The organism is Nonomuraea sp. ZG12 (assembly GCF_052068115.1).
In the GTDB taxonomy this organism is placed as follows: Bacteria; Actinomycetota; Actinomycetes; order Streptosporangiales; family Streptosporangiaceae; genus Nonomuraea.
On the sequence record NZ_JBQHCW010000001.1, the window covers coordinates 819832 to 841019 of the forward strand.

Here is a 21188-nt window from a genome sequence, read left to right on the forward strand (position 1 = left end):
GAATCGTGATCAACAACCTTCAGCAGGTGCAGAGCAGGCCGTTCAGGGCGCTCTCCAGGCCGGAGACGCTGTTGGCCGGGGCGGGCCAGGGGAAGCGGATCAGCGACTCGTCCGCGCGCACGGTGGCCCCGAAGCGGTCGAGCTCCCACAGCCACACCTCCGCGGCCGGCCGGTCGAGCTGCCTGGACACGCCGTTCGCGAGCTGGGCCCGGTGCGCGGCGTTGACATGGGCGAGCACCCGTTCGGCGGTCTCCGCCAGCGGGTCCGGCTCGGCGTCCAGGTACTCGTCGGCGTCCAGCACCCCGGACTCCTGCCCGGTCAGGTAGATCACCTGGGCCACGTCCAGCCGCAGCAGCTGGGGGGCGCCCGGCCGGCCGTAGCCCTCCAGCGCGTCGAACAGGGCCTCGTCGGCGTCGTGCGCCGCGACGGCCACCGCCGCGGCGCGGGCCTCGTCCTCCGGTACGGCCTGCGCCCAGCCCTGCACCTCCAGCAGCCCGCGCGGGTGCTCCACCCGGCCGAGGCGGCGCATGGCGGTCAGGTGCACCGCCACCACGGCGTCGCCGCTCAGCCCGTGCAGCGGCTCCCCCTGCCGCACCAGCAGCACCGGCCGGCCCTGCTCGTCGACTCCGCCGCGCGCGGGCGACGGCGTGTCGTCCACAGAGAGCCTGACCACGCCGGCGGTCGCGGCGAGAGTACGGATCCGCTCCTGGATCGGCAGCATGGGGCCTCCTTGAGATCTCACTGGGCTTTAGGTTAGCCTCACCTAAGTAAGGAATACCTAACCACATTGAGGTGAACGTGCGCTACACCGGTCCCAAGGTGCGACTGTCACGCCGGGCGGGCGTGCCGCTGACGAAGAAGGCCGTGAGCTACTTCGAGCGGCGCCCCTACCCGCCGGGCGAGCACGGCCGCAAGACCAACCGCCGGGCCAGCGGCGACTACGCCCTGCGGCTGCTGGAGAAGCAGAAGCTGCGCTGGTACTACGACGTGTCGGAGCGCCAGCTCCGCCGCTACTGGGACCTGGCGGTGCGCAAGCAGGGCGCCTCGGGCGCGGAGCTCGTCACGATCCTGGAGACCCGGCTGGCCTCGCTCGTGCTGCGCTCCGGCCTGGCGCCGTCGATCTACGCGGCCCGGCAGTACATCGCGCACGGCCACATCGCGGTCGACGGCCGCAAGGTGGACATCCCCAGCTACCTCGTCAAGCCCGGACAGGTCATCACCGTGCGAGAGCGGTCACGCAGGATGCAGCCGTTCGTCGCCGCCGCCGAGGGCGTGCACGCCGACGAGCGCATCGCGCCCTACCTCTCGGTCGACCACGCGAACCTGACCGTCACGCTGGCGGCCAGGCCGGAGCGCGGCCAGATCGTCGTCCCGGTGGACGAGCAGCTCGTGGTCGAGTTCTACTCGCGTTAGCCCGCGCGGGCGCCCTGGACCGCTCAGGCCGAGGCGCGGCCCTTGGTGCGGGACGGGCGCCCCCTGCCGGCGCGCTGGCCGTTCGTTGTGCCGGCCGCTGTGTGCGCGCGCAGCTCGGCCACCTCCTTGCGCAGCGCGGCGAGCTCGTCCAGGATGCGCTGGGTGGAGGCGGCGGACACGTCCTCGATCTCCGCCTCCAGCTCGGCCCGCTCGGCGGCCGCCTCCTCGTCCATCGCGCTCACCACGACCGCCATGAACAGGTTCAGCACCACGAAGGTGCACACCAGGATGAAGACGGTGAAGAAGATCCAGGCGGAGGGGTGCCGGGTCATCACCTCCCTGGCGATGTTGCCCCAGTCGTCGCCCGTCATGGTCTGGAAGAGGGTGAACAGCGAGGTGGGCAGGCTGCCGAACCGGTCGGGCGCCGTCGCGCCGTACAGCTTGGTGGCCAGGACGGCGGCCACGTACAGGACCAGGGAGAGCAGCAGCACGATCGAGCTCATCCCGGGCATCGCGCGCAGCAGGGCGGAGATCACCTTGCGCAGGCTCGGCACCACCGACAGCAGCCGCAGCGCGCGCAGGATGCGCAGCGATCGCAGCACCGACAGCCCGCCCGTGGCGGGCGCGAGCGCGATGGCGACGATCACGGTGTCGAAGATGTTCCACGGGTCGCGCGGGAAGTCACGCCTCTCGACGTACACCTTGGCCGCGAGCTCCGCCACGAAGATGTAGAGCGCCACGTGATCGACGATGACGAGCAGCTCGCCGTGGCGTTCGACGACGTAGGGGAACGTCTCCAGACCCAGGGTGCCGGCGTTGACCAGGATGACGGCGATGATGAATCGCTGAAAGTGCCGGTGCGCCAGGACGGCACGGGTGCGTTCGCGCACGGGGGCGGGGCTCCTCGGGACGGTGGATGATCCCGTCCATGATGGCGCAAAATGATCAATGCATAGGAATCAACCTGAAGACCCGCAATTCGCGCCCAGATATGTCCGTATAGCGGTCATAGACCGGCCACTGCTCGATCAGGCCGGGCCAGACGGCCGCGCGCTCGGCGCCGGTCAGCAGCACCGCGGTGACCCCGAACTCCCGGCCGCCGAAGCCCACCCGGGCCTCGGGCGTTTTGAGGAGGTTGGCGCTCCACGCCGGGTGGCGGTCCTGGCCGAAGTTGCTGCCCACGACCAGCAGCGCGCCGTCCGGCTCCGGCCGGCAGACCAGCGGGACGCCGCGCGGCAGGCCGGTTTTGGCGCCGGTGCTCGTCAGGACCAGCGTGGGCAGCGGCCCGCCGCTGAGGAGTCTGCTCCCGGCCAGCCGGCGCAGGACCCGGTCGAACTTCGGCAGCACCCGTGGTCCCACCCTCATGAACCAGTCCGTTGCCGCGAACCACTGGAAGAACGGCGTGAATGACCGGATCATGGGCCGGGAGTGTAGCAATCCACGGCGCGACACGGCGCTGTGGTATAAAACCCACGAAATCCGCCATACGACAAGGGGTCCAGCGCAGATGTCCTATCCCAACTATGGGCCCTCGTACTACGGTCCCCCGCCGCAGACCCACCCCAACGGCACCACGATCCTGGTGCTCGGCATCCTGAGCCTGGTCATCTGCCAGATCATCGGGCCGTTCGCCTGGAACATGGGGACCAAGGCGCTGCGCGAGATCGACAACAGCGGCTACGTCTACGAGAACCGGGGCATGGTCCAGGCGGGGCGCATCTGCGGCATCATCAGCACCTGCATCATGCTCGGCATCATCGCCATCTACGGGCTGTTCTTCCTGGTCCTCGGCGGCGCGGCGCTGTCCGGCGGCCTGAACTGATCCCCGAGGCCCGACTCCAGCAGGTCGAACGCCCGGCCGGCCTGGGTCCTGAGGTCGGGCCCGATCGTCTCCCACGCCTCGCCCGCGAGCATTCTGCGCATGGCGTAGTCCGACAGCAGGCGGGTCGTGTTGAGCAGGTGCGCGGCCACCAGTCGCGGCGTGAGGTCGTCGTCGTCCGCGTCGGCGTCCTCGGCCAGCGCGGCCGCCAGGAGCGTCTCGCGCCGGAGGTGGAGCTCGCTCATCCGGGCGCGTAGCGCGGGGCTGCCGGCCACCATCCCGGCGAACACGTCACCGCCCTCGTTCAGCCCGTAACGCCAGTCGCGCGTCTTCAGCGCGTCGAGGAAGTCGCGCCGGAACGCCCGCACCACGCTCTCACCCGGCGCACGCCCCCGCGCCACCTCGACGGGCATGCTTTCCACCTGGTCCTGCCGGTCCAGGAAGAGGTCCTCCTTGGCGGGGAAGTAGTTGAACACCGTGTTCACCGACACGTCGGCCGCGCGCGCCACCTCGGCCACGGTCACGTTGTCGAACCCGCGTGACAGGAACAGGCCCATCGCCATGTCCGAGATGCGCTCTCTGGTCTCACGCTTCTTCCGCTCCCGCAGTCCTTCGTCCACCTCGCCATGCTATCAAGTTTGCAGTCACTCCAAAATTGTGGTTACTCTAATTTTGGAGGCGATCAAATGATCAAGGCGACAGGTCTGTCCAAGACCTTCAAAGGCGGCGTGGTGGCCGTCAAGAACGTGACCATGTCCGTGCGGCCCGGCGAGATCGTGGGCTTCCTCGGCCCCAACGGCGCCGGCAAGACCACCACCATGCGCATGCTCACGACCCTGCTCAGGCCCACCTCGGGCACTGCCACGGTGGCGGGCCACGACCTGCTGGCCGACCCGGCGGGGGTGCGGCACCGCATCGGCTACGTCTCGCAGGGCGGCAGTGTCGACCCGTGGGCGCCGTTCGGCGAGGAACTCGAGCTTCAGGCCATGCTGTACGGTCTCAGCCGCGCCCAGGCGTCGGCCAGAACGGCCGAGGTGCTGGCCATGCTGGACCTGAAGGGCATGGAGTCCACGCCCGGCGGTGCGCTCTCCGGCGGCCGGCGCCGGCGCGTCGACATCGCGTTCGCCCTGCCGCACCGGCCCGCGCTGCTGTTCCTGGACGAGCCGACGACCGGGCTCGACCCGCAGAGCAGGGCCAACCTGTGGGACCATATCCGCCGCCTGCGCGCCGAGCACGGCGTGACGGTCTTCCTCACCACCCACTACCTCGACGAGGCGGACGCGCTCTGCGACCGGCTGCTGATCATCGATCACGGCGAGATCGTCGCCGAAGGCACCCCGGCCGAGCTCAAGGCGGGCGGTCGCACACTCGACCAGGCGTTCCTGGACATCACCGGCAGGTCACTGCGCGAGGAGGCGGCCGTCTGATGGCCCGCGACACCTGGCTGCTGTTCCGCCACCACCTGCGAGCCACCCTGCGTCAGAAGACGGGCCTGATCTTCGGCGTCATCCAGCCACTGTTCTTCCTGGTGCTGTTCGGCCCCATCTTCGCCACGATCGGCACCTGGGAGACCCTGGTGCCCGGACTGATCATCCAGCTCGGCCTGATGAGCACCGGCATGGCCGGGTTCGGGGTGGTGTTCGACAAGCGCTCCGGGGCGCTGGAGCGGCTGCGCGTCACCCCGGCGAGCCGTCTGGCGCTGCTGCTCGGCCGGGTGCTCACCAACGCGGTCCAGCTCATGCTGCAGGTGGTCCTGCTGGTCGCGATCGGCTACGCCTTCGGCCTGCGCGCCCCCGTCGCGGGGCTGCTGGCCGGGCTGGCGCTGGTCGTGGTGTTCGGCGCGAGCCTCGCCGCGCTGTCGTACGCGATCGCGCTGACCATGAACGAGCAGCTGTTCGCGCCGGTGATGAGCACGGCGGTGATCCCGCTCCTCCTGCTGTCCGGCGCGTTCCTGCCGATGTCGATGGCGCCCGGCTGGCTCGACGCGCTCTCGTACCTCAGCCCGTTCAGGCACGTGCTGGAGGCGTTGCGCGAGCTGTTCAGCGGCCACTACGTCACCGGGACCGTCGTCGCCGGGGTGGCCGTGACCCTGGTGTTAGCCGTGGTCAGCCTCACCGTCGGCACCCGGGTGTACAACCGGGCGAGCGCCTGACGCTGCGGCACTCGCCCAGGCCGGCACCTGTCGCGGATGCCCGGCCGGCCCGCCGGCCGGTGCGTCAGCGGGCCGCCGGCTCCGGGGCCGGGGCCTCCTGGCCTGCGGCGGATCGGCGCTGGAGGGCGGCGAGGATCCCGGCGGGGTCCACCGTGCCGTAACCGTAGTCGTAGTCGAACCCGACCTCGCTGCGGTCCTCGGCGGTGCGGCGCAGCAGGGCGCGGAGCTGGGCGGGCGACAACCGGGAGGACGGCCAGCGGGTGCGGATGGCGGCGACGAGCCCGGCGGCCACCGGCGTCGCGGCCGAGGTGCCGGAGTCCGGCTTGTCGGAGCCCAGCGCCTTGGACCCGGCGAAGTGGGTGTAGGCGCACAGGTCCGGCTTGCGCGCGCTCAGCCGGCCGGGCCCCTGCGAGGAGTAGCCGACCCGGTGGCCGTTGACGTCGACCCCGCCGATCGACAGCGCGCGGGGGTGGGAGTTGGCGCCGGTGATGGGCCGGTTGGGGTAGGCGCAGCGGCGGTCCAGGCAGTCGCGCCCGCAGTTGCCCGCCGCGAACAGCACGTCGGCCCCCGCCTGGTCGAGGCTGGCGACCATCAGGTTGAACGGGTGGGCCGCGTTGTCGGAGTAGTTGCCCGGATGCCCCACCGGGAAGTCCCACTCGGGGGAGAACGACCCCCACGAGTTGCTGATCACCAGCGCCCGGGTCTCGGCCGGCTGCCCGGCGAGGACCGTGCGCAGGTGGGAGAAGGCGGCCACCGCGTCGGACAGCAGCCCGTCGAGCGCCGAGCCGCCGGGCCGGGTGGAGCGCAGCAGCGGGATGTCGATGAGCGTCGCCTGCGGGGCGCCGATGAGCGCGTCGAAGGCGCACATCGTGCCGTGGTCGACCTCGGCGTGGCCGGGCCGGCCGGACACACCGGCCGGGTTCCAGCTCAGCGCGGCGTCGAGGATGACGTCCCTGCCGAGCTGCCTGGCCACGTGGGCGGTGTTGATGCCGGTGTCGAGCACGGCCACCGGCACGCCGCCGCCGTGGAGCCCCTCGGCGTGCAGGCCGGGTACGTTGAGCAGCCGCTCCACGTCGTGCCAGGTGCCGACGGCCGCGTCGCCGCCGCAGGTGATCGTGGACTCCACGACGGGGTCGGCGAAGACGCCGACGACGTCGGGGCGCATCGTGGGCAGCAGCGTCATCCGCGCGGTGAGCTCGTCGTCGGAGATGGTGCCGCGCACCAGGACGGAGGCGTCCTCGGCGGCCAGCGAGAAGTCGAGCGGCTGGTTGAGCGAGAGCGGGTCGCCGCCTCCGCCGGCGGGCACCGGCCGGGGCAGGGCGACGGGGACGAAGGCGGTGTCGAGCTCGACCCCGGGCAGGCCGTCGGCGACATCGGCGGAGGTGGCGGTCATGCCGGGGTCGGCGACCGCCGCGACCAGATCGGGGGAGGGGCGAAGCTGGATGAGTACCCGCATGTTTACCACCGAGCGACTTTGGGGGAAGGAACCTTTCCAACATTCCTGCATTCCTCCCCGCCCCGTCCAGCGGCTCTTAAGGCAATTGACCTGCTAAAACGCCACAAATTCCAGCGAATTGCACAGTAATTATTTCGCGGAGCCCGCGCGTTTCCGGACCTTGCGGCCCGGGCCGTCGCTCAATACGGTGAGTCATCATGACGCTTCAGGAGCAGAAGGCGGTCAGCGACGGCGGCGGCACGAGCCCACACTGGCTGGCGGTGCGGCCCAGATTGATCCTCGCCAGCGCCTTCATGCTCTTCCTGGAGCTCGCGCTGATCAGGTGGACCGGGTCGAACATCGTCCATCTGAGCTATTTCACCAACTTCGTTCTCCTGGGCTCGTTCCTCGGCATCGGGCTGGGATTCCTGCGCGTCGGCAGATCCACCCGGCAGCCCTATTACTCGCCGGTCGTGCTGTTCGGCCTCGTGCTCATCGTGCTCACCTTCCCCGTGACGGTCGACCGCGCGTCCGAGGACGTCCTCTACTGGACCAGCCTCGGCACCACCGGCCCGCCCGCCTGGCTGATCCTGCCGGTGATCTTCTGCGCGGCGGCCGTGGTGCTCATGGGGCCCGCCGAGCTGGTCGGCCGGTGCTTTCCCGAGCTGCCCCGGCTGGAGGCCTACCGCTACGACCTGATTGGCAGCCTCACCGGCATCGCCGCGTTCACCGCGCTGTCGTTCCTCAGCGCCCCGCCGGTCTTCTGGGGTCTGATCGTCGCCATCGCCTACGGGCTGCTGCTGGTGCCCCGGCCCCGCGTGCCCTACCTCGCACTGGTCACCGTGCCCTCGCTCGCCGTCGTGGGCCTGCTGCTGGCCGAGACGCTCACCGCGGGCGCGATCTGGTCGCCCTACTACAAGGTCACCACCAGGGCGCTGGAGATCGTCGGCGTGCCGGTGACCGACATCTCGGTCAACGGCATCCCGCACCAGCAGGCCGCCCCCGCCGTCGCCCGCCTGCAGTGGGAGGGCCAGTACGGCCTGCCCTACGAGCGGGCCGTGGCGGCGCCGCAGGACGTGCTGATCGTGGGCGCGGGCAGCGGCACCGACGTGGCGATCGCGCTGTCCAAGGGCGCCCGCCGGGTCGACGCCGTCGAGATCGACCCCAAGCTCCGCGAGCTCGGCGGCTCCAAGCACCCCGACCGGCCCTACGACGACCCGCGCGTCACCACCCACGTCACCGACGGCCGCGCCTTCCTGGAGCACACCGACCGCCGCTACGACCTCATCCTGTTCGCGCTGCCCGACTCGCTCACCCTGGTGTCCGGAGCGAGCTCGCTGCGGCTGGAGAGCTACCTGTTCACCCCGGAGGCCATGCGGGCCGCCCGCGAGCACCTCAAGCCCGGCGGCGCCTTCTCCATGTACAACTACTACCGCGAGAGCTGGCTGGTCGACCGGCTCGCCAGTACGGTGCAGAGCGCCTTCGGGCACAAGCCGTGCGTGGACGTGGTCAGCGTCAGCGGCCAGCAGGCCGTCATCACGGCCGGCGCCACCCCGGCCGCCCAGCGCTGCGCCGGCGAGTGGGCGGGCGCAGCCGCCGGCACCCCGCCGCCCGCCGGTGACGACCGTCCCTTCCTCTACCTCAAGGACCGGACGATCCCGGCGATCTACCTCATCACGCTGGGTCTGATCCTCCTGGTCAGCCTGCTGGCCGTGCGCATGGTCGCCGGCCCCTACCGCCGGATGCGCCCCTACGCCGACCTGTTCCTGCTCGGAGTGGCGTTCCTGCTGCTGGAGACCAAGAGCGTCACCGGCTTCGCGCTGCTGTTCGGCACCACCTGGGTGGTCAACGCGATCGTCTTCGCCGGGGTGCTCGTGGCGGTGCTCGCCGCCGTGGAGGTGACCCGCCGCTGGCGCACCCCGCCGCTGCGCGTCATGTACGGCGTGCTGTTCGCGGGGCTGGTGCTGGCCTGGCTGGTGCCCAACGCGTGGCTGCTGTCGCTCCCGCTGCCGCTGCGCGCGGTGGTGGCCGTCACGGTCGCGTTCCTGCCGATCTTCGCGGCCAACGTGGTGTTCGCCAAGCGGTTCGCCGACTCGGCGGACGCCACCACCTCCTTCGGCGCCAACCTGCTGGGCGCGATGGTGGGCGGCTGCCTGGAGTATCTCGCGCTCGTGATCGGCTATCAGGCGCTGCTTGTTGTGGCGGCCCTGCTTTACCTCGGCGCGTTCGCCCTATTGCCGAGACGAGCCTTGGCCTGAACCTCCCGCTGGGCCGGGTTTGCCGGGCCGCGTACTGCTTGACCTGGCCTTTTGGGAATGTTGGCGGTAGTGTCGCTGTTGTAGACATCTGAGCGCCTGAGTCCGGCCCGGCGGTTTTCCTCCCCGGTGATCGAGCGACGTACGGCGACTTCCGTCCAGCACCTCTCCCGCAGTGTGGCCCGTGTGCCCCGCCGAGGTGCTCCGCTGTTACCCCTCGTGTGCGTACGGCCGCGTGCCGTGCCCGCGATGCCCCATATCCCAGGAGGATCTCGTATGACCATCTCCAGCACCCTGCGCAAGCTCCAGGCGAGCGCGCTGCTGGCCATGGCCACCACTGCCGCGGCCGTGGGCTTCTCCGGCCCTGCGCAGGCCGACGCCTTCCCCTACGGTCAGGACGTCTCCAACTACCAGCCCGAGCACGACTGGGCCACCAGTGGCGCCGAATTCGGCATCGTCAAGGCCAGTGAGGGCTTGGACTACAAGGACCCGACCTTCGCCCGCCACTGGAAGGAACTGGACAAGCACAAGGTCGTACGCGGCGCCTACCACTTCGGCCACCCCGCCAACGACCCCGTCGCCGAGGCCGACTACTTCCTGGCGGCCGTGAACAGCCAGCCGGCCAAGCCCGGTGACCTGCTCGCCCTCGACCTGGAGACCAGCGACGGCAAGTCCACCGCCCACGTCAACGCCTGGGCCAAGAAGTGGCTGGAGCGCGTCACGGCCAAGACCGGCGTCAAGCCGCTGTTCTACAGCAGCCAGTCCTTCGCCGACCAGTACGGCAAGGGCCTGGGCGGCTACCCGCTCTGGCTCGCCAACTACGGCAAGGCCAAGGGCACGGTCACCCCGCCGGCCGACTGGAAGTCCTGGGCCATCCACCAGTACTCCGACAACCCCGTGGACCAGAACGTGTCCGCGCTGACCATTAAGGACCTGCAGGCCCTGGGCCGCCAGGCGGCGTGATCCCCGGCAGCCTCAAGCCCGTCGCGCCCGCCCCCCGGTGTCGGGGGGCGGGCTTCCTTCTTCAGAGGCCGCAGGCTTCGTCGAGTGAGGTGGAACCGGCCTTCTGCGTCTTGCGGGTGGGCGTGGCCGTCGGCTTGGCGGCCGCCGTCCCCGGTGGCGTCGCGGTGGCCGTCGGAGCGCCGGGGGAGGCGGTCACGTCGGCGGTCCGCGCCCGGCGGGCCGGCTTCAGGGAGTCCTGGATCGCCTTGGCCGACGCCTTGCGGATCTTGGCCCAGTCGGGGTTGCCCGGCCAGTACTCGGGCGGCACGAACTGCAGGCTGCTGATCTTCGCGTCCTTGACCTTGAGCGCCAGGGGGACCAGAGGCTCCAGCAGTTCCTGCGGGATGTTGGTCTGCGCCAGCCGCTTGGTCGCCCTGGCGAGGTCGGTGAAGTTCGTCAGGATCTTCTGCGGCGTGGCCTGCTGCGCGAACGCGGCGATGACGCAGCGCTGGCGGCTCATGCGGTTGAAGTCGTCACTCTCCACACGGGACCGGCCGTACCACAGGGTCTCCTCGCCGGACAGCCGGCGGTTGCCCGCCTTGATGGTGCCCGCGGTGCCGTAGTGGCCGCCCCACTTGATGTCCCGCTCGACCCGGATCTGCAGGCCGCCGATCGCGTCCACCAGGTCGGCGAAGCCGTACATGTTCACCATGGCGTAATAGTCGATCTTGAGGCCGAGGGTGTGGCCGATGGCGTCCATGAGCGCTCGCGGGCCCTTGTTCTTGCCGCCGGCGAGGTCCGGGTGGTCGGTGGCGTACTGCCACACCTCGTTGAGCAGGCCGCCTTGCGGCAGCTCCGCCATGAAGCCGTTGGGGAACTGCTTGCGCAGCGGTGAGGACGGGGGGAAGCGCACATGCTGCAGGTTGCGCGGCAGGCTGTACAGCACCGTGGTGCCGGTAGGGATGTGCACGCTGGCCACGTTCATGCTGTCGGTGCGCACGCCGGTGCGGTTGCCCGCGGCGTCACCGCCGACCAGGAGGAAGTTCACCCGGTCCTTGCCGTTCCAGGGGTCCTCTTCCTTGATCGGCGCGATGTCCGGGTCGTCCTCGGCGCTGCGGAAGATGTTCTGCATCGCGCCACTGCCCGCCTGCACGGTGGTGGCCGCCAGGGCGAACGGTGCCATCACCGCCACGCACACCACGCCCACCACGATGCCGGAGACGATCTGGCCCTGCTGGTTCAGCCTGTTGGGGCCGAGCGTGATGTAGGAGGAGATCACCAGCGCGAACCAGCAGAGCGCGCCCAGCACCGCGAGGGCGGTCACCGTGGTGTGCACGCTGCTGCGCATGTAGATGCCCACGTTGTCGAGACTGAACAGCACGAACGCCAGCACGCCGAGCAGCACCACCGCGTAGGCGCTGATCAGGATGAGGCCCGTACGGCGACGCCCGGCCCGCAGGTGCGCGATGCCGGGCACGAAGACCGACAGCAGGGTCCAGCCGATGATGGCTCCGACGTCGGCCGGTCTGGCCGGGCCGGACGCGTTCTTTCCCGCGCCGGCCTTGCCGCTGCCGAGGCCGGCGGCGAAGCGGCTGAGCGCGCCGGGCAGGCCCGGTCCCGGCGACCTCCTGGGGGCGCTGCCGTCGCCCCTCTTGGCGGAGCCGGAGCCGGGCTTCTCGGCGGAGCCGCCGGAGGGCCTCCTGGCGGCGCCGGAGGACTGCTTGGGGGAGCCGGCAGGCTGCGAACCGCCCTCCGCGGACGACGACGGCTGGCGGCCGGTGGGGCGTGGGCGGCGAGGGGGACGGCGTTTCCTACCGCCGGGCACGGTGTTGTCCCCATCGCGCTTGCTCACACTGGCTCCTTCGCGCCCACCAGGCAGAACCCCGAAGGTTTGCCCCCGTTTGACAGCAAGATTGCCAGGATTCTAGTCCCCATATACGGACATCAAAGACATGTGTTCAAGCTGAGATGAACACCAGGTTGCCGTTACGACGTCGTGGAGGAGGCCGCCATCCACGTGTTGCACTGGTACGCCTGGCTCTTCAGCCAGCCCTGCCGGAACCACCTGTTGTTGTTCGCCCGCGAGCCGTGGTCACGGGGAAAACCCGGGTAGTCGCCCACCTGGCTGTAGAAGAAGAACAGCTGGTTGCGGTTGGTCGAGTTGACCGGATAGGTGCCGGCCACCGACCTCATCCACATGCCGCCGAAGCAGGTGGCCTGCAACTCCATCCGCCTGTTGAGCGCCAGCTTGCCGCTCTGGCTCGTCGAGTCGAGGGTCCGCGCCCACCACGAGTCCATCAGCCCGGTGATGTTCTGCACATGGTGGCCGTACTCGTGGGCCATCATGCTGATGATGCCGCCGTGCCAGGAGATGATCTGGCCGTACCCGCGGGCGTTGCCGTTGCCCTTGGCCATGGCCGTGGTGGAGGCGTAGATGGTGTTGTTGCGCGGGCAGTAGTACGGCACCATGCTCCCCGCCGCCGGGTAGTCGCCGCAGGCGCCCCTGCCGCGCCCGGCGACGATCGCGTAGTTCGGCGGGCTGAAGGGGATGCCCTGCTTCCGCAGGATCTGCCCCCAGGCCTGGTCCATGCACCTGCCGGTCCTGAGGATCAGCGACTTGAGCTGGCTGTGGCTGAAGATGCTCACGTTGCCCGCCCGGCAGCGCAGCCTCGGCAGCGCGCCCGCACGGTAGACCGTGTTGTTCTTCAGGCTCCGGTTGACGGTGACCTGAGCCGGCGGGTCCACCTCCTGCTCCCGATCGGGCTCCTCGTCCTGGGTGCGCGTCGGGCTGGGCCCAGTGCTCGGCTCGGTGCTCGGCTCGGTGCTGGGCTCACGGCTGGAGTCGGTGCTCGGCCTCTCGCTCGACGTCCGGTCCGGCCTCCGCGTCGGCTCGTCGTACGGCGACAGCGTCGGGATCGCGATCGGGGTCGTGGTCCGCGACTCCTTCGCGCCGCCGATCATCGCCGCGCCGATGACGATCAGGACGAACAACGCCGCGATCGAGCCGAACACGGTGCCGAGGACGGCCCCCACACCCATGCCCGGCTTCTTCCTCGGCGGCTGCGGCCACTGCCCGTACGGCCCTCGCCCCGGTGGGGGCGGAGGAGGCGGAGGCGGCGGCTGCTGCCACTGCGGCGACGGGGGAGGGGGCGGAGGCGGCTGCGGGTAAGGATGGCCCTGCGGAGGCGCGTAGGGGCCGCCCTGCGGCGGCTGCTGCGGGTACGGAGGCCCCTGGGGTGGCGGGTACGGAGCCCCTTGGGGTGGTTGCTGCGGGTACGGGTTGCCCTGCGGCGGCCGGGCCGGCGGGGAGGGGTACGGATTTCCCTGCGACGGGTAAGGATTACCCGGCGCCGGGGGTGGGTACGGGTTGTTCGCCGGACGGTCGCCGCCCGGTCGCTCAGGCGTGCCGTATCCCGGTGGGGGCCAAGGGCGCGAGGGTGGCCGCTGGGGCTGTCCTGGCCCCTGAGGCGGGGGAGGGTACTGCCCGTTGCCTGTCACCGTGTCGCCCCTTAATACGGTTCGTCCCGTAATGAGTGACCAAGTGAGTCACTCGTCGAGTCTTTGCCAAATTTGGGGCAGAAGCATACTCATTTATCACCCGTCACGGATGTAGCGGTACTCGGTTACAGTCCGAAATCATTCGAGGTGATCTCCGCTATGTCCCCCACCGCGCGGCGGGCGTTGTCCTAGCTTCTTTGACATGAACCTCCAGCAGCTCCGCTATGTGGTCGCGACTGCGGAGCACCGCACCATGACCGACGCGGCCAGGTCGCTCTACATCGCACAACCTGCGCTTTCGCGTGCGATCCGGGATCTGGAGCGAGAGCTGGGCATGACGCTCTTCGCTCGCTCCGGGCGCGGTGTAGTGGTGACCGCACAGGGCCGCCGGGTGGTGAAGCTGGCCAGGGAGGCGCTCGACGCGGTTCGCGAGATCGAGGGCCTGGGCAACCACGGCGGTCCCGCCGGGGAAGCCGAGCTTCGCATCGCCTCCACGCCCAGCCTCGAACCCGGCCTCGCAGGGCGGCTTCTGCCCGCCTACACCGCCGAGCACCCCGGCGTCCGCGTGCACATCGTGCGCTGTGACAGCCGTGATGCCGTGGTCAGTGCCATCAGGGACCAGCGGGCCGACCTCGGCCTGACGGACCTCCCGGTGCCCGGCGACCTCGTCACCCATCCCCTCGAACGCCAGGAGATCGTGCTGATCTCCCCTCCCGCCCTCGAACTGCCCAACCCCGTCCCGATGTGCCGTCTCGACGGCATGCGGCTGGCCCTGCCCGCGCGCGGCAGCGTCCGTCGCAGGGAACTGGAGGCGATGTTCGGCAGGTACGCGGTCAACCCCGTCGTGGTGCTCGAAACCGACGAGCGCAACGGCTGGCTGAACGCCGTACGCGCCGGCCAGGCCTCACTGCTGTGGTACCGCGGCATGGCCGAGCAGGCCGGCCGGGCCGGTCTCGTGGTCCGCTCGCTCGAACCCGCCGTGCGGCGCGTCATCGCCGTGGTGCACGCCCGCCGCCGCCTCCCGCTGATCGCCCAGGACTTCCTGGCGACGGCCGAGAAGGGCACCGCCGCCTAGCGCGGCCGATCGCCGGATCCCGCACCGGTCACCCGCGGGGCAGCCACACCACCACGCGCAGCCCGGGGGCAGCGTCCTCCAGGTGCACCGTGCCGCCGTGCGCGCGCACGGTCTCGCGGACGATCGCCAGCCCGAGCCCCGCGCCGCCCTCGTCACGGCCGCGGCCGGAGTCGAGCCTGGTGAAGCGGTTGAACACCCGCTCCCGATCCTCCTCGGGAACACCGGGGCCGTCGTCGGTCACCGTCAGCGTGCCGTCGCCGGTCAACGCCACCTCGATCTTCGACGTGGTGTGCCGGACGGCGTTGTCGATCAGGTTGGTCAGCACGCGGCTCAGGTCGAGCGCGTCACCGCTGACCACCAGCGGCTCGCAGGCGGTCAGCCGCACGTCGCCGTAACGGTCGGCGATCTGCCGGGTCACCTCGTCGAGGTCGACCGGCTCCGTCCGGGCGGGCACCCCGCCGCGCTCGTCCAGCCGGGCGAGCGCGAGCAGGTCCTCGGCGAGCTTGGACAGCCGCATGGTGTCCTCCAGGACGCCTTCGGCCGTCTCACGCCAGTCCTGGCCCTCGGGGTGCCCGAGGGCCACCTCGAGCTGCAGGCGGATGCTGGCCAGCGGGCTGCGCAGCTCGTGGGAGGCGTCGGAGACCAGCGCGCGCTGCCGCTGCTCGGCCTCCTCCAGCCTGGCCAGCATGTCGTTGAGTGTGGTGGCCAGGGAGTGCACCTCGTCCTTGGACTCGGGCACCGGCAGCCGGCGGGACCTGGCGGTGTGCGTGATCTCGGCGGCGCCTCTGCGCAGCGCGCTGATCGGGCGCAGCGTCCTGCCGATGATCAGCCAGCTCGCCGCGGCGAGCAGCACGATCAGCAGCGGCGTGCCGATCAGCAGCACCCGGCCGGCCGTGGCCAGGCTGGTCTGGATCTCCGCGACCGGCCTGGCCGCGATCACGGTCTGGCCGCGGTCGGCCCGCACCACGACCACGCGCAGCGGCCCGGGGATCGCGAACGGCCGGCCGTCCATGAACGAGACGCTGCCCTTGTGCAGCACCCGCTCCCGGGCGGCCGCGTCCAGCAGCGGCACCAGCCGGTCGGCTCCGTAGGTGACGTGCGTGATGCGCCCGCCCGCGTCGACGACCTGCACGATGGTGCCGTCGTTGGTGGTGATCGGGGTCGTCAGCGTGCCCGCGTCGGCGTGCACGCGCACCTTCTGGGCCTGCTGCCTGGTCGACTCGTCGACCGTGTCGATCAGCGCCCGGTCCAGCACGGTGAGCAGCACCGACGCCGAGACGGCCAGCGCCAGGGCGAGCACCGCGGCGGCCACCACGGTCAGCCGGAAGCGCAGCCCCTGCCGCCGCCACCAAGCCAGCGGGCTGTCAGCCACCGTCATCAGCCACCGTCACCGGCCAGGCGGTAGCCCGCGCCGCGGACGGTCTGCAGGGCGTTCCTGCCGAACGGGCCGTCGATCTTGCGGCGCAGGTAGCCGACGTACACCTCCACCACGTTCGGATCGGTGTCGAAGGTGTCCCACACGTGCTCCAGGATCTCCGCCTTGGACACCACCTCGTCACGCCTGCGCATCAGGAACTCCAGCAGCGCGAACTCCCGGGGGGTCAGCTCGATCGCCGTCTCGCCGCGCAGCACCCGGCGCCGCGCCGGGTCCAGCGACAGGTCCCCGGCGCCCAGCACGGCGGGCCGCCGCCCGGAGTCGCGCCGCAGCAGCGCGCGGAGCCTGGCCACCAGCACCACGTAGGAGAACGGCTTGGTCAGATAGTCGTCGGCGCCCAGGTCCAGGCCGTCGGCCATGTCGTACTCGCCGTCCTTGGCCGACAGCATGAGGATCGGCACCCAGTTCTCCTCGGCGCGCAACTGCTTGCACACGTTGTAGCCCGACAGCCTCGGCAGCATGATGTCCAGCACCACCACGTCGTACTCGCCGTGCCTGGCCTCGTGCAGCCCCTGCTCGCCGTCGTGGGCGAGGTCCACGGCGAAACCCTCGGCCTGCAGCCCCCGCTGGAGCGCGGCGGCCATCCGCCGCTCGTCCTCGACGACAAGTACTCTCATGTGGCGATTCTCCCGTTCTCCGCCTGAGACCTCGCTGAGAAGGCTGAGAGCGGCCTCAGGCTGTCTCAGGTCTGCCTAAGGATGCATGACGCAGGCTGCACGTATCGACATACCGTTAGGGAGTGAGATGCGTAAAGGCACGTTCATGAGGTGGGGGGTCCCGATCGCGGCGGCCGCCGTGATCGCCGGCGCGATCGGCGCCGGCCCGGTGGTCGCCGCGGTGAGCGGCGATCCGGTGCTGCCGGAGCGTTCGGCCCAGCAGCTGCTGGCCGACGCTGCGGCGGCGACGAGCAAGTCGGAGGGGCCGCCCCCGATGTCCGGCACCGTCCAGCAGACGGCGTCGCTCGGCCTGCCGGCGCTGCCGCAGACGGGCGGCGGCTCGCCGCTCAGCCTGCTGTCGGGGTCACATGAGGTGAAGGTCTGGTACGGCGCGCATGACAAGGTGCGCGTGGCGATGCCCACGCAGCTGGCCGAGACCAACCTGATCCTCAACGGCGACCAGATGTGGTACTGGGACAGCGGCACCAACACCGCCACCCGCCTGAAGCTCCCGGAGGGCGGTGAGCGACCGGACACTTCGGCCACGCCTCGCCCTGAGGACCTGACGCCGCAGGCGGCGGCGGAGATGGTGCTGGCCCAGGCCGGCGAGCACACGGCGATCAGCGTCTCCAACACCGCCGAGGTGGCGGGCCGCCCGGCCTACCAGCTCGTCCTCAAGCCGAAGGCCGCGGGCTCGCTGGTGCAGGAGGTGCGCCTGGCGCTCGACGGCGAGAACTACGTGCCGCTGCAGGTGCAGGTGTTCGCCAAGGGCTCGGCGGAGCCGGCCTTCCAGGTCGGTTTCACCCAGGTGACCTTCACCCCGCCCGCCGCCGAGAACTTCACCTTCACCCCGCCCGCCGGGGCGAAGGTGGAGGAGCAGAAGCTCGGCGCGCACAAGCAGGAGATGACCGACGAGCAGCGCGCGCAGGAGAAGGAGGCGCACAAGGCGGCAGGGGACGTCAAGGTCGTCGGTGAGGGCTGGACGACCGTCGCGGTGCTGCCCGGGTCGCTGGAGGACCTGGCCAAGCCGGCCGAGGGCGCGACCCCGGCCGGCGAGGACTCCCCGTTCGGCGACCGGGGCGAGGGCGACCCGGCCGCGCTGATCGACAGTGTGCTGAAGTCCGCCACCCCGGTGAGCGGCGAGTGGGGCTCGGGCAAGCTGATCAAGACCAAGCTTGCCACCGCCCTGCTGACCGACGACGGCCGGCTGCTGGTCGGCGCGGTCACCCAGGAGGAGATCATCAAGGCGGCGGGCGTCAAGTGACGACCGTCACTCTGGAAGCGGGGGCGCCCTTCGGGGCGTCCCCGCCCTCCGCCGCCATCGTCACCAGCGGCCTGACCAAGCGGTTCCGCGGTGGTCAGGTCGCCGTCGACGCGCTCGACCTGAGCGTCCCGCGCGGGTCCGTCTTCGGCTTCCTGGGCCCGAACGGCTCCGGCAAGACCACCACGATCCGCATGCTGCTCGGCCTGGTCGCGCCCACCGAAGGCGAGTGTTCGCTGCTGGGCCTGCCCCGCGCCGAGGCGCTGCCGAGGGTCGGGGCGCTGGTCGAGGGGCCCGCCTTCTACCCGTACCTGTCCGGTGAGGCCAACCTGCGCCGGCTCGACGCAGCCGACCCCACCGCGCCCGCCGAGACCGCCGCGCGGCGGATCGGGCAGGCGCTGGAGCGGGTGGGGCTCAGCGCGGCCGCAGGCAAGCGCTACCGTAACTTCTCGCTCGGCATGCGCCAGCGGCTGGCCATCGCCGCCGCCCTGCTCGGCCCGCGCGAGCTGCTCATCCTGGACGAGCCGACCAACGGGCTCGACCCGCAGGGCACCCGCGAGGTACGCGCGCTGGTCAAGGAGATCGCCGCCGCGGGCACCACGGTCTTCGTCTCCTCCCACCTGCTGGGCGAGGTCGAGCAGATGTGCACGCACGCCGCCATCATGCGCACCGGCAAGCTGGTCGCGCAGGGGACCATGGCCTCGCTCAGCGGCGGCCGCGCCACCCGGGTGCGGATCGACACCCCCGACCCCGCCGACGCCGCGCGGGTGCTCAACGAGCTCGGGCTGGAGGACGTGCGGATCGGCGACGACGTGAGCGCCGCCCTGGACGGGCACGCCCCGGAGAAGGTCAACGCCGCCCTCGTGGGCGAGGGGGTCGCCGTCCGCGGGTTCGCGGTCGTACGGCCGAGCCTGGAAGACGTGTTCGTCGGACTGACGGGAGAGGGTTTCGATGTCGACGGCTGACACCTCGGCCACCGAGGCGCGGACCCGGCGGCTGCCCGGACTGGTGCCCGTGGCGGAGACGCTGAGCAGCGCCGAACGCCGCCCGGCGGAGCCCGGTCCGCCGCCCCCGCCGCCCGCCCGCAGGCCGTGGGCGTTCTGGCGGCTGCTCGGCTCGGAGCTGGAGCTGACCTTCAAACGCCCCCGCAACCTGGTCATGCTGGCCGTGGTGGCCTGCGTGCCCGTCATCGTCGGCATCACGCTGAGGATCGTCGCGGGGGACGAGGCGATGGGCGGGATGATCGCGGACGTGGCGGGCAACAGCCTCATGCTGACGTTCGTCTCGTTCTCGTTCCTGGTGCTGCTGCTGATGCCGATCACCGTGAGCGTGGTGGCGGGCGACTCGATCGCGGGCGAGGCCGGCGCCGGCACGCTGCGCTATCTGCTGGCCGCGCCCGCCGGGCGCACCCGGCTGCTGGCCGTCAAGTACCTGAACGCGGTCGTGTACGGCTACGCCGTCACCGCCGTCGTCGCGCTGTCGGCGCTGGTCACGGGACTGATCTTGTTCCCCGCCGGGCCCGTGACATTGCTGTCCGGCAGCACCATCAGCATGGCCGAGGGCCTGACGCGGATCCTCATCAGCGTCGGCTACGTCGGCGCCGGCATGGCGGCGCTGGCCGCGGTCGCGCTGGCCCTGTCGGTGTTCACCGAGGTGCCCATCGGCGCCATCGCGGGCACCATGGTGCTGGTCATCGTCTGCCAGGTGCTGCGGGCGATCCCCCAGCTCAGCGCCCTGGAGCCCTACCTGCTGCCGAGCCGGTTCACCAGCTTCGACGCGGTGCTGCGCAGCCCGATCGACACCGGCGCGCTGATGAGCGGCCTGCTGACGTTCGGCGCCTACATCACCTTGTCGCTCACCATCGCCTGGGCGCACTTCTCCGGCAAGGACATCACTTCGTAGTGAGCCCGTACGGGGAAGTGTCCCCGTACGGGCCGGGAGGCGGGTCAGGCGGGGCGGCGGCGCAGGGCGAGGACGGCGACCACGACGCCGATGACGCCTACGGCGAGTCCCGCGCCGCCCAGCAGGCGGGCGGTGCCGTCAGAGGCGGCGGCGTTCGCGGCGGGGGTCACCGAGGGGGCTGCCGCGGAGGCGGCGGTGGTGGCCGGCGTCACGGCGCCCTCCTTCGACGCCGGGGTGAGCTTGAGCACCGGCGCCGGAAGCTCGGGCTCGGTGCCGTCGGCCTTGGGCGCTTCGGCCCAGTCGACCACCTCGCCGCCGGAGTAGGTCTGCTTGGTCGGGAAGACGAGCTGGTCCACGCCCTCGGGCAGCTTGCCCATGGACACCTCGAACTCCTGGAACTCGCCCTGGCCGATCTCGCCGCCGGACCAGACGACCTTGGTGACGGCCTCGGTGAGCTCGCCGTACTCGGTGGAGACCGGCTTGGGCAGCTTGCCTTCGGTGACCTTGACGGTCCAGCCCGGCACCGGCTTGACCGAGACGAACGCCAGCGGATGGTCGGCGGGGAAGGACACCTCGACCTTGACCGTCTTGGCGTCGTCGCGTTCGTTCGGCACCCGGAAGGCGACCTTGCTGAATCCGCCCTGCTCGGCGGTGCCCGGGTTGATGGTGACGTGGGCCAGCGCGGGGAGCGCGAGGCCGATGGTGAGAGCGGTGGTGGCGGCGAGCACGGTCGCGGCACGGCGCGTCAGGGACATGCGGGGACTCCACTTGGGTGATCAGGGGGAATGCAGGGGTGTCAGAAGCTCAGGCGGGCAGCGGAGGACCGCGCCTGGCGACGGAGTGACGGAGGAGCGGGGCGATGGGCACGGCGCGTACGCGCACGATCGGCGCGGCGGGCCGGATCGACGGCGGGACAGGCGGGCGCGGCAGCAGCACGAGCCGGCCGCCGAGGCGGCGCAGCATCGCCCACAGCGCGGCCTCGCCGCGCGCCAGCCAGCAGCCGGTGATGAGCGTGGCCGTCAGGTGGGCGACCAGCATGCCGAGCGCGTCGCCCAGCCCCTGGCCGTGCAGGTGCGCGACGACGTAGGCGCTGCCGTCGCCGCCGCCGAACAGCTCGTGCAGGCCGAGCTGGCCCACGACGAGCGCGGTGTTGATGACCGCCGTCGGTCGCTCCCGGCCGGACAGCGCCATGGCCAGCGCGAACACCGTGGCCAGGCCCAGCGCCGCCGCCCAGGGGGCGGGGCCGGCGCCACCGCCGAGCCAGTGCGCGAGCGCGGCGAGCGTCACGCAGACGGCGGCGAAGGCCGCCGTCCTGGTGAGTCTGAGTGGCAGGTGCGCGTGCATG

General features: G+C 71.1%; 21 protein-coding genes. 10 read left to right on the plus strand and 11 right to left on the minus strand.

Translation table 11 applies throughout. From position 1 onward, the window contains the following. Window positions 1-19 precede the first annotated feature (19 nt). Window positions 20-721, minus strand: a complete 702-nt coding sequence (locus tag ACTMTF_RS03860; RefSeq protein ID WP_397000147.1) for a DUF2470 domain-containing protein — start codon at window positions 719-721, stop codon at window positions 20-22. 77 nt (window positions 722-798) lie between these two features. Here ACTMTF_RS03860 and rpsD point away from each other — a divergent pair, with 77 nt between their 5' ends. Beyond that, entirely contained in the window at window positions 799-1413 is a 615-nt protein-coding gene (gene rpsD, locus ACTMTF_RS03865; RefSeq protein WP_397001520.1) for a 30S ribosomal protein S4, read from the plus strand. 23 nt (window positions 1414-1436) lie between these two features. On the opposite strand, the gene ACTMTF_RS03870 is transcribed toward rpsD, so the two are convergent. Both ACTMTF_RS03870 and ACTMTF_RS03875 read right to left on the minus strand, forming a co-directional pair. Continuing rightward, a complete protein-coding gene (locus ACTMTF_RS03870) occupies window positions 1437-2303 on the minus strand; it encodes an ion transporter (protein ID WP_441109239.1) in 867 nt (288 codons plus the stop codon). Window positions 2304-2358: 55 nt separating this feature from the next. Beyond that, window positions 2359-2832, minus strand: a complete 474-nt coding sequence (locus ACTMTF_RS03875; RefSeq protein ID WP_441109240.1) for a nitroreductase family deazaflavin-dependent oxidoreductase — start codon at window positions 2830-2832, stop codon at window positions 2359-2361. 88 nt (window positions 2833-2920) lie between these two features. Here ACTMTF_RS03875 and ACTMTF_RS03880 point away from each other — a divergent pair, with 88 nt between their 5' ends. Continuing rightward, window positions 2921-3235: a DUF4190 domain-containing protein gene (locus ACTMTF_RS03880; RefSeq protein ID WP_397000141.1), complete on the plus strand. Its 315-nt coding sequence runs from the start codon at window positions 2921-2923 to the stop codon at window positions 3233-3235. Here ACTMTF_RS03880 and ACTMTF_RS03885 read toward each other — a convergent pair. Continuing rightward, on the minus strand, window positions 3178-3852 hold the full coding sequence (locus ACTMTF_RS03885; RefSeq protein ID WP_441109241.1) for a TetR/AcrR family transcriptional regulator: 675 nt from the start codon (window positions 3850-3852) through the stop codon (window positions 3178-3180). The two genes, ACTMTF_RS03880 and ACTMTF_RS03885, sit on opposite strands and share 58 nt — an antisense overlap. Window positions 3853-3918: 66 nt before the next feature. Here ACTMTF_RS03885 and ACTMTF_RS03890 point away from each other — a divergent pair, with 66 nt between their 5' ends. Both ACTMTF_RS03890 and ACTMTF_RS03895 read left to right on the plus strand, forming a co-directional pair. After that, window positions 3919-4659, plus strand: a complete 741-nt coding sequence (locus tag ACTMTF_RS03890) for an ABC transporter ATP-binding protein (protein WP_441109242.1) — start codon at window positions 3919-3921, stop codon at window positions 4657-4659. Further along, entirely contained in the window at window positions 4659-5384 is a 726-nt protein-coding gene (locus ACTMTF_RS03895) for an ABC transporter permease (protein ID WP_441109243.1), read from the plus strand. The genes ACTMTF_RS03890 and ACTMTF_RS03895 overlap by 1 nt, the downstream gene beginning before the upstream one ends. 64 nt (window positions 5385-5448) lie before the next feature. Here the strand turns inward: ACTMTF_RS03895 and ACTMTF_RS03900 are convergent, their stop codons facing one another. Beyond that, window positions 5449-6840: a S8 family serine peptidase gene (locus tag ACTMTF_RS03900; RefSeq protein ID WP_441109244.1), complete on the minus strand. Its 1392-nt coding sequence runs from the start codon at window positions 6838-6840 to the stop codon at window positions 5449-5451. A gap of 197 nt (window positions 6841-7037) precedes the next feature. Here ACTMTF_RS03900 and ACTMTF_RS03905 point away from each other — a divergent pair, with 197 nt between their 5' ends. Further along, entirely contained in the window at window positions 7038-9077 is a 2040-nt protein-coding gene (locus ACTMTF_RS03905; RefSeq protein WP_441109245.1) for a spermidine synthase, read from the plus strand. A gap of 273 nt (window positions 9078-9350) precedes the next feature. Further along, entirely contained in the window at window positions 9351-10037 is a 687-nt protein-coding gene (locus tag ACTMTF_RS03910) for a glycoside hydrolase family 25 protein (RefSeq protein WP_441109246.1), read from the plus strand. A 61-nt stretch (window positions 10038-10098) separates the two neighbouring features. Here the strand turns inward: ACTMTF_RS03910 and ACTMTF_RS03915 are convergent, their stop codons facing one another. Continuing rightward, window positions 10099-11868, minus strand: a complete 1770-nt coding sequence (locus ACTMTF_RS03915; protein ID WP_441109247.1) for an LCP family protein — start codon at window positions 11866-11868, stop codon at window positions 10099-10101. A 134-nt stretch (window positions 11869-12002) separates the two neighbouring features. Then, window positions 12003-13055 (minus strand): neutral zinc metallopeptidase, encoded by a 1053-nt coding sequence (locus ACTMTF_RS03920; protein WP_441109248.1) that lies wholly within the window; start codon window positions 13053-13055, stop codon window positions 12003-12005. A gap of 661 nt (window positions 13056-13716) precedes the next feature. On the opposite strand from ACTMTF_RS03920, the gene ACTMTF_RS03925 reads away from it, so the two are divergent. Next, window positions 13717-14589, plus strand: coding sequence for a LysR family transcriptional regulator (locus ACTMTF_RS03925; RefSeq protein WP_441109249.1), 873 nt, complete (start codon window positions 13717-13719; stop codon window positions 14587-14589). A 28-nt stretch (window positions 14590-14617) separates the two neighbouring features. Here the strand turns inward: ACTMTF_RS03925 and ACTMTF_RS03930 are convergent, their stop codons facing one another. Both ACTMTF_RS03930 and ACTMTF_RS03935 read right to left on the minus strand, forming a co-directional pair. Continuing rightward, window positions 14618-15967, minus strand: a complete 1350-nt coding sequence (locus ACTMTF_RS03930) for a sensor histidine kinase (protein WP_441109250.1) — start codon at window positions 15965-15967, stop codon at window positions 14618-14620. After that, complete coding sequence (locus ACTMTF_RS03935; RefSeq protein WP_189144874.1) at window positions 15967-16641, minus strand: response regulator transcription factor; 675 nt, start codon at window positions 16639-16641, stop codon at window positions 15967-15969. Before ACTMTF_RS03935 ends, ACTMTF_RS03930 begins: the two co-directional genes overlap by 1 nt. A 127-nt stretch (window positions 16642-16768) precedes the next feature. On the opposite strand from ACTMTF_RS03935, the gene ACTMTF_RS03940 reads away from it, so the two are divergent. From ACTMTF_RS03940 to ACTMTF_RS03950, 3 genes are read left to right on the plus strand one after another with little or no spacing between them, the layout of a single operon-like run. Next, window positions 16769-17944, plus strand: coding sequence for a LolA family protein (locus ACTMTF_RS03940; RefSeq protein ID WP_441109251.1), 1176 nt, complete (start codon window positions 16769-16771; stop codon window positions 17942-17944). Then, window positions 17941-18906, plus strand: a complete 966-nt coding sequence (locus ACTMTF_RS03945) for an ATP-binding cassette domain-containing protein (RefSeq protein WP_441109252.1) — start codon at window positions 17941-17943, stop codon at window positions 18904-18906. Before ACTMTF_RS03940 ends, ACTMTF_RS03945 begins: the two co-directional genes overlap by 4 nt. Then, window positions 18893-19843 carry an ABC transporter permease gene (locus ACTMTF_RS03950; protein WP_441109253.1) on the plus strand — a complete coding sequence of 317 codons (951 nt, stop codon included), beginning with the start codon at window positions 18893-18895 and terminating at the stop codon, window positions 19841-19843. Before ACTMTF_RS03945 ends, ACTMTF_RS03950 begins: the two co-directional genes overlap by 14 nt. Window positions 19844-19887: 44 nt before the next feature. Here the strand turns inward: ACTMTF_RS03950 and ACTMTF_RS03955 are convergent, their stop codons facing one another. Both ACTMTF_RS03955 and ACTMTF_RS03960 read right to left on the minus strand, forming a co-directional pair. Further along, window positions 19888-20598, minus strand: a complete 711-nt coding sequence (locus tag ACTMTF_RS03955; RefSeq protein WP_441109254.1) for a YcnI family copper-binding membrane protein — start codon at window positions 20596-20598, stop codon at window positions 19888-19890. 49 nt (window positions 20599-20647) lie between these two features. Beyond that, complete coding sequence (locus ACTMTF_RS03960; RefSeq protein WP_397000111.1) at window positions 20648-21187, minus strand: MFS transporter; 540 nt, start codon at window positions 21185-21187, stop codon at window positions 20648-20650. Between the last annotated feature and the right edge of the window lies 1 nt (window position 21188).

Coding starts and splice junctions, on each gene's coding strand:
- ACTMTF_RS03860 (WP_397000147.1), bottom strand. CDS start 721: ATGCTGCCGATCCAGGAGCGGATCCGTACTCTCGCCGCGACCGCCGGC.
- ACTMTF_RS03875 (WP_441109240.1), bottom strand. CDS start 2,832: ATGATCCGGTCATTCACGCCGTTCTTCCAGTGGTTCGCGGCAACGGAC.
- ACTMTF_RS03880 (WP_397000141.1), top strand. CDS start 2,921: ATGTCCTATCCCAACTATGGGCCCTCGTACTACGGTCCCCCGCCGCAG.
- ACTMTF_RS03890 (WP_441109242.1), top strand. CDS start 3,919: ATGATCAAGGCGACAGGTCTGTCCAAGACCTTCAAAGGCGGCGTGGTG.
- ACTMTF_RS03895 (WP_441109243.1), top strand. CDS start 4,659: ATGGCCCGCGACACCTGGCTGCTGTTCCGCCACCACCTGCGAGCCACC.
- ACTMTF_RS03900 (WP_441109244.1), bottom strand. CDS start 6,840: ATGCGGGTACTCATCCAGCTTCGCCCCTCCCCCGATCTGGTCGCGGCG.
- ACTMTF_RS03905 (WP_441109245.1), top strand. CDS start 7,038: ATGACGCTTCAGGAGCAGAAGGCGGTCAGCGACGGCGGCGGCACGAGC.
- ACTMTF_RS03910 (WP_441109246.1), top strand. CDS start 9,351: ATGACCATCTCCAGCACCCTGCGCAAGCTCCAGGCGAGCGCGCTGCTG.
- ACTMTF_RS03920 (WP_441109248.1), bottom strand. CDS start 13,055: ATGGGTGTGGGGGCCGTCCTCGGCACCGTGTTCGGCTCGATCGCGGCG.
- ACTMTF_RS03925 (WP_441109249.1), top strand. CDS start 13,717: ATGAACCTCCAGCAGCTCCGCTATGTGGTCGCGACTGCGGAGCACCGC.
- ACTMTF_RS03930 (WP_441109250.1), bottom strand. CDS start 15,967: ATGACGGTGGCTGACAGCCCGCTGGCTTGGTGGCGGCGGCAGGGGCTG.
- ACTMTF_RS03935 (WP_189144874.1), bottom strand. CDS start 16,641: ATGAGAGTACTTGTCGTCGAGGACGAGCGGCGGATGGCCGCCGCGCTC.
- ACTMTF_RS03940 (WP_441109251.1), top strand. CDS start 16,769: ATGCGTAAAGGCACGTTCATGAGGTGGGGGGTCCCGATCGCGGCGGCC.
- ACTMTF_RS03950 (WP_441109253.1), top strand. CDS start 18,893: ATGTCGACGGCTGACACCTCGGCCACCGAGGCGCGGACCCGGCGGCTG.
- ACTMTF_RS03955 (WP_441109254.1), bottom strand. CDS start 20,598: ATGTCCCTGACGCGCCGTGCCGCGACCGTGCTCGCCGCCACCACCGCT.
- ACTMTF_RS03960 (WP_397000111.1), bottom strand. CDS start 21,187: ATGCACGCGCACCTGCCACTCAGACTCACCAGGACGGCGGCCTTCGCC.